Source organism: Streptomyces sp. NPDC060198 (genome assembly GCF_042728415.1).
Taxonomy (GTDB): domain Bacteria; phylum Actinomycetota; class Actinomycetes; order Streptomycetales; family Streptomycetaceae; genus Streptomyces.
In genome coordinates this window covers 1-9,292 of record NZ_JBHWZJ010000280.1, presented here as the reverse complement: position 1 = coordinate 9,292, position 9,292 = coordinate 1, and the positions used below count along the sequence as shown (strand labels likewise).

Below are 9,292 nucleotides of genomic sequence, written 5' to 3'. Positions count from 1 at the left end.
GGGCAGCCGTTTCGCGTGGTGGTGCGTCAGACCCCGGCGTAGGAGTGCTTGCCGGTGATGAAGATGTTGACGCCGTAGTAGTTGAACAGCCAGCAGCCGAAGGCGATGAGCGCCAGGTAGGCGGCCTTGCGGCCCTTCCATCCGGCGGTCGCGCGGGCGTGCAGGTAGCAGGCGTACGCGACCCAGGTGATGAACGACCAGGTCTCCTTGGCGTCCCAGCCCCAGTAGCGGCCCCATGCCTCGCCGGCCCAGATCGCGCCCGCGATGATCGTGAACGTCCAGAGCGGGAAGACGGCCGCGTTGGCGCGGTACGAGAACTTGTCCAGGGTGGCCGCCGACGGCAGCCGGTCCAGCACGGACTGGGCGAACCGGCCCGGCGTCTCGCCGTTCTCGACCTTCCGCTCGTAGCTGTCGCGGAAGAGGTAGAGCAGGGTGGCGACCGCGCCGAGGAAGAAGACGGCGCCGCAGATGATGGCGGTGGAGACGTGGATCCACAGCCAGTACGAGTGGAGCGCCGGTACCAGCTGGTCGCTGTCCGTGTAGAGGACGGTGGTGGCGATGCCGAGGTCCAGCAGGACCACGGTGACCAGCAGCAGACCCATCCAGCGGACGTTCTTCCGCAGCAGGAGCAGGATCAGGTAGGCCGCGACGGCGACCGTGGAGAAGGTGATCGAGAACTCGTACATGTTGCCCCAGGGGGCACGCTCGACGGAGAGCGCGCGGGCGACGACGCCACCCGCCTGTACGAGGAAGGCGAGCACGGTCATCGAGACCGCGATCCGGCCCCACAGGTCGCCCTGGAAGGTGCCTCCGGAGGCACCGGGGCCGTCCGGGACGTCCCGGGTGCCGGCGGCGGACCGGGTGACCACCGTCGGGCGTTCCAGCACGGTGGTCGCGCCGCCCGCCTGCTTGACCTGGATCTTCGGCGCCGACGTGGCGGCGGCCCCGGCCCGGTTGGTGGCGTCGAGCGCGGCGGCCGTGCGGCCCACCTTGCTGCGGCTGCCGAACACCCATTCCGCGATGTGCGCGAGGAAGGCCAGGGTGTAGACGGCCATCGACGAATAGATCAGCACATTGCTGGTGTGCGCCAGATTCTCGTTGGTGGCGGCGGCGAGATTCACTTCTCAGCCCCTTCGGCAGTTGCTGCGGCAGGTACGTCGGGACCGGGGCCGGGTTCGGCCACGGATTCGGTAGCGGGCCCTTGGCCGGGAACAGGGTCGGGGCCGGGCTGCGGATCGGGGGCGGTCGGCGCGACGTCGTTCAGCGCCACCGCCAGGCCGAGCAGTTCCTCGGGCAGCTTCGCGGACTCGCTGCGGCCGAGTCCGGCCATCTCCACGACGGTCACCCCGTCGGCCCCGCGCACGGCCCGCACCCAGACGCGGCGGCGCTGGATGAAGAGCGAGCCGGCGAGTCCGGCGATGGCGGCGATGGCCCCGCCGAGCGCCCAGCCGGCGGCCGGCTGCTCCGAGATCTGGAAGCTGGCCCACTCCTCGACGCCGTCGAAGGTGATGGAGCCGGCACCGTCCGGGAGCTGCATGGTCTCGCCGGGCGCCAGGCGCTGCTTGAGGTTGTTGCCGTCGGCGTCCTTGAAGGGCTTCAGCTTGTCCGTGTCGAGCTGGTAGACGTTCTGCGGGAGGCCGGAGTCGACGCCGAGGCTGCCGTGCAGCGCGTTGAGCGCCAGCACCGGGTTCTCCGCGCCGGGGAACTGCGAGAGCATGTCCCCGCTGCCCGCCCCGGCGAAGGTCGGCACGAAGAACGCGTTGAAACCGAGCTGGTCCCGCTTGCCGTTCTTGTCCCGGTAGCCGTCCATGACCTTGATGGCGCCGGAGGACGTGATGTTGGCGTCGCGCGGCAGCAGCGGCACGGCGCCCTTGAAGACCTGCTTGCCCTTGCCGTCCCGGACGGTGACCGCCGGGGCGTAGCCGTGCGAGATCAGGAAGATCTTGGTGCCGTCGATCACCAAGGGCTCGTTGACCTTGATGACGCCCTTCTTGTCCTTGCCGTACGCGCCCTCGGAGTACGTCACACGGGCCTCGAAGGTGCGGGCCGTGCCCCGCTGGGGGCCGGTCTTCTCGTACGTGCCGACGAAGTCGTCGAGGGTGAAGCTGAAGGGGACGAGCGAGTCCGCGTCGTACAGCGACCCCGGCTTCCAGTCGTCGTACTGCGTCAGCGTGTTCGAGAAGCCGTCGCCTTCGGTGACGAGCTTGCCGCCCTGGAACTTGAAGAGCGAGCCGGTCGCGAAGGCCACCAGCATCACGATCAGCGCGACGTGGAAGATCAGGTTCCCGGCCTCGCGCAGATAGCCCTTCTCCGCCGCGACCGCGTCCCCCACCGCGTGCGAGCGGAACCGCCGCTTGCGGAGCAGGGCGAGCGCGGCCTCGCGGACCTGCTCGGGCTCGGCCTCGGTACGCCAGGTCGTGTAGGCGGGCAGCCGGGTCAGGCGCTTCGGGGCGTGCGGCGGCCGGCTGCGCAGCTGGCCCACGAACTGGAGGCTGCGCGGCACGATGCAGCCGATGAGCGAGACGAACAGCAGGATGTAGATCGCGGAGAACCACACCGAGCTGTAGACGTCGAAAAGCTGGAGCTTCTCGTAGATCGGCGTGAGCGTGGTGTGCGCGTTCTTGAACAGCAGCACCTTCAGCTCGTCCACGCTGTTCTGCGGGACCAGCGAGCCGGGGATGGCTCCGAGCGACAGCAGGAAGAGCAGGATCAGCGCGACCCGCATCGAGGTGAGCTGGCGCCAGAACCAGCGGATCCAGCCGACGACGCCCATGGCGGGCAACCCGGCCTCACGTTCGGGGCGCTCCTCCACGGGTGCGGTGGAGAGCTGCGCCCCGGCTTCCGAAAGCTCTCGGGTGTCCTGCTCGGCGCCGCGCGCGTCGTCGCGCTCGTCAGTGGTGTTCAGCTTGCTCAATGGAACTCAGATCCCCACAGTGAAACCGTTGGACCAGCCCTGTACGTCCTGCATGAACGAGGCCCACAGCCCCGTCAGCAGCAGGATGCCGGTCGCGATCATCATGACGCCCCCGATGCGCATGACCCATGCGTAGTGGCGCTTGACCCAGCCGAATGCTCCCAGCGCCTTGCGGAAGGCGACGGCGGCGAGGACGAACGGGACACCGAGTCCCAGACAGTACGCGACCGTCAGAAGTGCCCCGCGCTCGGCGGTGCCCTGGTCGAAGGCGAGCATGGACACCGCGCTCAGCGTCGGGCCGAGACAGGGGGTCCACCCGATCCCGAAGAGGGCGCCCAGCAGCGGGGCGCCCAGCAGCCCGGTGACCGGTCTGCGGTGGATGCGGAACTCGCGCTGGGTCATCCACGGCATCAGCCCCATGAAGAAGACGCCCATGAGGATCATCAGCGCGCCGAGGACCTTCTGGAGGGCCTCGCTGTGTTCTTGGAGGTTGCCGCCGAAGTAGCCGAAGAGCGCGCCGCCCGACACGAACACGGCGGTGAAGCCGAGGACGAAGAGGGAGGCGCCACCGACGATCCGGCCCCGCCGGGCGTTCGCCAGGTCGGTGCCGCTGATACCGGTGACGTAGCTCAGGTAGCCGGGGACCAGCGGCAGGACGCAGGGCGAGAAGAAGGAGACGAGGCCGCCGAGGAGCGCGATCGGCACGGCTGCCAGCAGCGCACCGTTGACGACCGTCTCGTTGTACGTGGCGGCGGCGAGGGCGGTCACCGGGTCACTTCTCCGCGATCAGCGGGTCGATCATCTTGTGCAGCTGCTCCGCGTCGAGCGCCTGGAGAGTGCGGGCGGCGATCCGGCCCTCGCGGTCGATGACCACGGTCGACGGAATCGTCTGCGGGTTCAGGGTGCCCTTGGGGAAGCGCAGGATGAGCTTGCCGACCCGGTCGTAGAGGCTGGGGTACGTGATGCCCGCATCCGCCTCGAAGTTCACGGCGGCGTCCTTCTGGGTGTCGCGGGTGTTGATCCCGACGAACTGGACGCCCTGGCCGGCGGTCTCCTGGGAGACGGCGGCGAAGTGCTTCGCCTCGGCGCGGCAGGGGCCGCACCACGAACCCCAGACGTTGATGACGACGACCTTGCCCTTGTAGTCGGCGACGTCGAGCGCCTTGCCCTGCAGCGTGGTGCCCTCGATCTTCGGGGCCGTGGGGCGGTCCTTCACGGGGAGGGTCGAGATGCCGCCGTTGCCGGTGACGAAGTTGGTGTCACCGCCGCCGCCCGACTTGACGTCGCTCCCGTCACACGCGGACAGGGTCAGTGCACCGGCCACGACGACGGTCGTGGCGGCGAGCAGGGTGAAGCGGCGTCGGGGTGCGCGGCCATGGCTCATGTGAAAAGTTTCGCATGGCAGATCCGGAGATCTTGGGCACCCCCCTCGCTGCCCGTAAAGCCCCTTGTCAGGCCTGCTTAAAGAAAGCGTTCCAGCCACCCGCGGGCGCCTGACCGACCTCCAGGGTGCGCAGCTTCGCCAGGACTTCCGGGTCCTGGACGTCCAGCCAGTCCACGAACTGGCGGAACGAGACGAGCCGCACGTCCGGCTGTCCGGCCACTTCCTTGATCACCTCTTCCACGGCGTCCATGTAGATACCGCCGTTCCACTCCTCGAAGTGATTGCCGATGTAGAACGGCGCGCGATTCGTCTCGTACGCCCGGCGGAAACCGGCGAGATAGGAACCGGCCGCCTGTTCGCGCCAGCCGGGGTAGCGGGAGGGCATGCCCCGGGTCGAATTCTGCGACTGGTTGGCGAGGATGTTGTAGTCCATCGAGAGGACCTCGAAGGTGTGGCCGGGGAACGGCATTCCCTGAAGCGGGAGATCCCATACGCCGAAACGTTTCTCCGGCCACATCTGCACCCCGCCCGGCGAACTCGCGTCGTAGCGCCAGCCGAGCCTGCTCACGGTCGGCAGCAGGTTCTCCTGGCCGAGGAGGCAGGGGGTGCGCCCGCCGACGAGTTCCTTCCGGTAGTCGAAAGGCAGCGGTTCGACACCCTCCCACCCGCTGTTCGTCCGCCATTGCGTCACGAAGGAGACGGCCTGATCGATCTCGCTCTGCCACTGCGCGGGCGTCCAGTCCTCGACCGATCCGGAACCGGCGCAGAAATGCCCGTTGAAGTGGGTGCCGATCTCGTGCCCGTCGAGCCACGCCTCGCGCACGTACCGCAGGGTCAGCTTGACGTGCTCGTCGGTGAGGTAGCCGATGTCCGAGGCGCCGCGCGGATTGTTGGGCGGCAGGTAGAGCGATTTCCTCGACTCGGGCAGCAGGTAGATCCCGGAGAGGAAGAAGGTCATCGCGGCGTCGTGTTCCCGGGCGAGTTCGAGAAAGCGCGGGAAAAGGCCGTTGCCGACCTCGCCCGCCCCGTCCCAGGAAAAGATCACGAACTGCGGAGGTTTCTGGCCGGGTTCGAGCGGCACGGGCGCGTCGGGCTGTTTCGGCTGCTTTCCGGTGTCGGAGGTGGAACCGTCCCCGATCAGCCGCACCGCGCTGTTCGCCGGCCCCTTTCCGTGCTCTTTCCGTCCACCGGCGCCGCCCCCGTGGCCGGAGGACGTACCGGCGGCGCCCCCGGGGCTCCTTTCCGGCCCGTGGGGCGCCCCGCCCCCGGAACCGAGTGAGCCGCAGCCCGCGATTCCCGCGGCGGCTGCGGCTCCCAGGCCCGCTCCCAGCAGCCCCCTCCGGTTGATGTTGTTCGCATGCTTCTGGTTCACGTCCACGTCCCCATCGACGGTCGTTTTATCTCATGCCCATACAAACTGCCGATGACTGAGATGGGAGGAGCGACGCGGTGGTTCCTCTGATTATCTGATTTTCACTACACGACCGGACCCTCACCTGGTCTTCACACCGGCTCCCCGCCCGCGACCCCCTCGCACCACCCGCGCCCCGGCCCCCCGGGTCCGGACAGTCGCACCGGGCGTTCCTCCCGGCGACCGCGCGGGCTGACAATCGCGCCACAGGGGTGGCACAGTGGAGCGATGTTCCCGCGCCGGCCGTCGTCCCCCCAAGAAATGGCTCGTACCGCGTCCGAGGTGACGGATCTGCTCGCGGTCCTCTGGGGCAGAGCCCAGGCCGCTGCTCCGACGGGCCCCACCTCCCCGTCCCAGCTGCGCGCATTGCTGGCGATCGAACGCCGGGAGGGCGGCAACATGCGGGCCCTCGGCGAGGCGCTGGGGTCCACCCCGCCCGCGACGAGCCGGCTCTGCGACCGGCTGGAAGCGGCCGGCCTCGTCGAACGCCGTTTGAGCACGGCCAGCCGCCGTGAGATAGAGCTCTACCTCAGCCGCCCCGGCCGTGCCCTGCTGGACGAGATCAGGGCCGCCCAGGTACGGGAGGTGTCCTTGATCCTCGCGGCGATGGAGCCCGAGGCGGCCGAAGCGCTGCACCAGGGCCTCACGGCGTTCCGGGACGCCGCCGCGGAGGCCGTGGACGGGGGCGCGTACGAGCGGGACGCCCGCTCGTGGCTGGCCAACCCCGCCTGACGGGCGACGCCCACCTCCGCTCCTGCGGGTATCCGCCCCCGGCCCGCCGCCCGCCAGGGCGGCGGAGGGAACGCCCTGTTTCGTCCCGCACCGCCCCGACCAGCGCTGTTTACTTCCTGCAATTGTTGTCAGTGAACAACTATTACCTCTAATCTCTTCGCGGACGCATCGTGCGGCCCCATGGCCGGCCGGTCCATGGTGAGAGGAGGCACAGCGCCTTGGGCACCCCGCCCCCCACCGTCCTCGCACCTCGTGACGGCAGCTCCCGTGAGCCGTCGCGCACCGGCAACGCCTCGCCCCTCCCCGCCGCCCGCACCGCACCGGGCTTCGAGCTGTGGAGCGGCGACGGGCCGAGCGTCCTGCTGGTCGAGGACGATCCCGGGGACGCCCTGCTGGTCGAGGAGATGGTCGCCGACAGCGGAGTGGCCATCACCCTTTCCTGGGCGCGGACGCTCGCGGAGGCGCTCGACGCCCTCGACCGGGACAACCCCCAGTGCGTCCTGCTCGACCTCCACCTGCCCGACTCCCAGGGACTCGGCGCGCTGGAGACGATCCTGTCCCGCTCGCCGGACGCGGCCGTCGTCGTCCTGACGGGGCTCGCCCAGGAGGAGTCCGGCCTCGCCGCCGTCGCCGGCGGCGCCCAGGACTACCTGAACAAGGGACGGCTCGAAGCCGACCTCTTCGTCCGGGCCATCCGCTACGCGATACAGCGCAAGCGCGCCGAGCGCGCCGCCGCCGACCTCCGGGAGAGCCGGATGCTGGCGGCGGAGAACAGCCGGGTCGAACGCGGACTGCTGCCCACCCCGCTGCTCCTCGACGACACCCCCCAGGTCTGCTCCCGCTACCGCCCCGGACGTGCCCAGACCCTCCTCGGCGGAGACTTCTACGACGTCGTCCAGACGCCCGACGGCACCACGCACGCGGTCGTCGGCGACGTCTCCGGGCACGGCCCCGACGAGGCGGCACTCGGGGTGTGCCTGCGGGTCGCCTGGCGCTCCTTCATCCTCTCCGGGGCGCGCGGCCAGCGGCTGCTGGACCTGCTCGAACAGATGCTGGTGGCCGAGCGGTCCGGCCCCGAGATCTTCGCCACCCTCACCACGCTCAGCCGGGCGGCCGGCGCTCCGCGCGTCGAGGTCGTGCGCGCGGGGCACCCGGGCCTGCTGGTGCGCCCGCCGGACGGCCCGGTCCGCCTGGAGGAAGTGCCGGGCGGCCCCGTACTGGGCCTGCTCCCCGGCCGCGCGCACTGGCCGGTGGCCCTGCTGGAGGCGCCCCGGGGGACGCGGCTCGCGCTCTTCACCGACGGCCTCATCGAAGGCCGCACCGGCAACGGGTACGAACGCCTCGGTGAGGACGGCCTCGTGGAGATCGCACGCGAGTACGCCCACCTCCCGGACGACGACTTCGTGGACGCGGTCGTCCAGCGGTGCGAGGACCTCGCCGCCGACAGCGGCGGACTCGCCGACGACGTGGCCGTACTCCACCTCGGCTGGACGGACACCGTGTGACGGCGGCGCCGTTACCCGCCGCCCCCTGCCCCGCCCGCTGACTCCGGCCGCTCCGCCGTCGGAGGGGCTCGGCGCGAAGGGCCCTGTCCCGGTCCTCCGGACACCCCTCAGTCCCGCTACTCTGCTCGCCCCCGAGCAGCACTCTGGTGAAGAAAGCCGACCGAACTGTGACGAACTACCTGGCCGTGGAACGCGCCCTGCGTACCGCCGCGCCGCACGCCTTGGTGGAAGCCGCGCGCGCCGCCCTGGCCGAGCACTACGGCGCCACGGGCGTCGAGCTGCTGATGGCCGACTACAGCCTGACGGTGCTCCAGCCGGTCGACGCCCCGCCCCGCCCGGCGGGCCCGGTGCCGGTGAACGGCAGCCCGGAAGGCCGCGCCTTCGGCAGCCAGACGCCGTACGAGCGCACCGCGCCGGGGCGGGACGACTCGGTCGTGCTGCACCTCCCGGTGACGGTCCGGGGCGACCGGCTCGGCGTCCTCGACGTGACGCTGCCCCGGGACCGGCGCACGACCGCCGCCGTCCAGGACCTCACCGAGATCGCCCAACTGCTCGGCCACGAGATCATCGTCGCCGAACGCGACACCGACCTCTACCTGCGGGCCCGCCGGGTCAGCCGGCTGACCCTCGCCGCCGAGATGCAGTGGCAGCTCCTGCCCGCCCGGGCGTGTTCGCGACCCGAGTACGCCATAGGCGCACAGCTGGAACCCGCGTACGCCATCCACGGCGACAACTTCGACTGGTCCACCACCGCCGACACCCTCACCCTCACCGTCACCAACGGCATGGGCGAGGGCATCGAGGCGTCGCTCCTCACCAACCTGGCCGTCAACGCCCTGCGCAACGCCCGCCGGGCCGGCATCGGCATCGCGGACCAGGCCGCCCTCGCGGACCAGGCGCTGTACGCGCAGTACCGGGGCGCGTCGCACGTCTCGACACTGCTGCTCACCTTCGAGCTGGCCACCGGCAACGTCCAAGTGGTGGACGCCGGTTCGCCGCAACTGTGGCGCAAGCGCGGCAAGACCGTGGAGCGCGTCGAGCTGGAGGCCCAGCTCCCGCTCGGCATGTTCGACGAAACCGCCTACGTGATCCAGGAGTTCCGGGTGGAGCCCGGGGACCGGCTGGTCTTCGTCAGTGACGGCGTCTACGCGGCGGGAGACCGCGCGGGCGAACCGTACGGCGAACGGGCGCTGGCCCGCGCCATCCAGGCGGCGAGCCTGCTGCACGCCCCCTCCGTGCCGAGAGCCGTCCTGCGGGCGCTGGCCGAACACCGCGACACGGAGCCGGAGGACGATGCCCTGGTCGTCTGCCTCGACTGGTTCGGCAAGAAGGGCGGCCCGGAGGGC

The 9,292-nt window shown here is 70.5% G+C and carries 8 protein-coding genes; 3 read left to right on the top strand and 5 right to left on the bottom strand.

From position 1 onward, the window contains the following. Positions 1-26: 26 nt before the first annotated feature. The 5 genes from ccsB to ACFWEP_RS26335 all read right to left on the bottom strand — a co-directional run bounded on the left by ccsB (position 27) and on the right by ACFWEP_RS26335 (position 5,670). Positions 27-1,121: a c-type cytochrome biogenesis protein CcsB gene (gene ccsB / locus ACFWEP_RS26355; protein WP_387373493.1), complete on the bottom strand. Its 1,095-nt coding sequence runs from the start codon at positions 1,119-1,121 to the stop codon at positions 27-29. After that, positions 1,118-2,914 carry a cytochrome c biogenesis protein ResB gene (locus tag ACFWEP_RS26350; protein WP_387373491.1) on the bottom strand — a complete coding sequence of 599 codons (1,797 nt, stop codon included), beginning with the start codon at positions 2,912-2,914 and terminating at the stop codon, positions 1,118-1,120. The genes ccsB and ACFWEP_RS26350 overlap by 4 nt, the downstream gene beginning before the upstream one ends. Before the next feature lie 6 nt (positions 2,915-2,920). Then, entirely contained in the window at positions 2,921-3,682 is a 762-nt protein-coding gene (locus ACFWEP_RS26345) for a cytochrome c biogenesis CcdA family protein (protein WP_387373489.1), read from the bottom strand. 4 nt (positions 3,683-3,686) lie between these two features. Continuing rightward, positions 3,687-4,298 carry a TlpA family protein disulfide reductase gene (locus tag ACFWEP_RS26340; protein WP_387373487.1) on the bottom strand — a complete coding sequence of 204 codons (612 nt, stop codon included), beginning with the start codon at positions 4,296-4,298 and terminating at the stop codon, positions 3,687-3,689. A gap of 67 nt (positions 4,299-4,365) precedes the next feature. Beyond that, positions 4,366-5,670, bottom strand: coding sequence for a hypothetical protein (locus ACFWEP_RS26335; RefSeq protein ID WP_387373485.1), 1,305 nt, complete (start codon positions 5,668-5,670; stop codon positions 4,366-4,368). A gap of 300 nt (positions 5,671-5,970) precedes the next feature. Between ACFWEP_RS26335 and ACFWEP_RS26330 the strand changes: the two genes are divergently transcribed. The 3 genes from ACFWEP_RS26330 to ACFWEP_RS26320 form a co-directional block, all read left to right on the top strand. Continuing rightward, on the top strand, positions 5,971-6,441 hold the full coding sequence (locus ACFWEP_RS26330) for a MarR family winged helix-turn-helix transcriptional regulator (protein ID WP_387373483.1): 471 nt from the start codon (positions 5,971-5,973) through the stop codon (positions 6,439-6,441). A gap of 218 nt (positions 6,442-6,659) precedes the next feature. Continuing rightward, positions 6,660-7,946 (top strand): PP2C family protein-serine/threonine phosphatase, encoded by a 1,287-nt coding sequence (locus ACFWEP_RS26325; protein ID WP_387373481.1) that lies wholly within the window; start codon positions 6,660-6,662, stop codon positions 7,944-7,946. Positions 7,947-8,092: 146 nt separating this feature from the next. Beyond that, positions 8,093-9,292, top strand: a 1,200-nt coding sequence (locus tag ACFWEP_RS26320; protein WP_387373480.1) for a PP2C family protein-serine/threonine phosphatase, incomplete at its 3' end; no start/stop codon positions are given.

Coding starts and splice junctions, on each gene's coding strand:
- ACFWEP_RS26340 (WP_387373487.1), bottom strand. CDS start 4,298: ATGAGCCATGGCCGCGCACCCCGACGCCGCTTCACCCTGCTCGCCGCC.
- ACFWEP_RS26330 (WP_387373483.1), top strand. CDS start 5,971: ATGGCTCGTACCGCGTCCGAGGTGACGGATCTGCTCGCGGTCCTCTGG.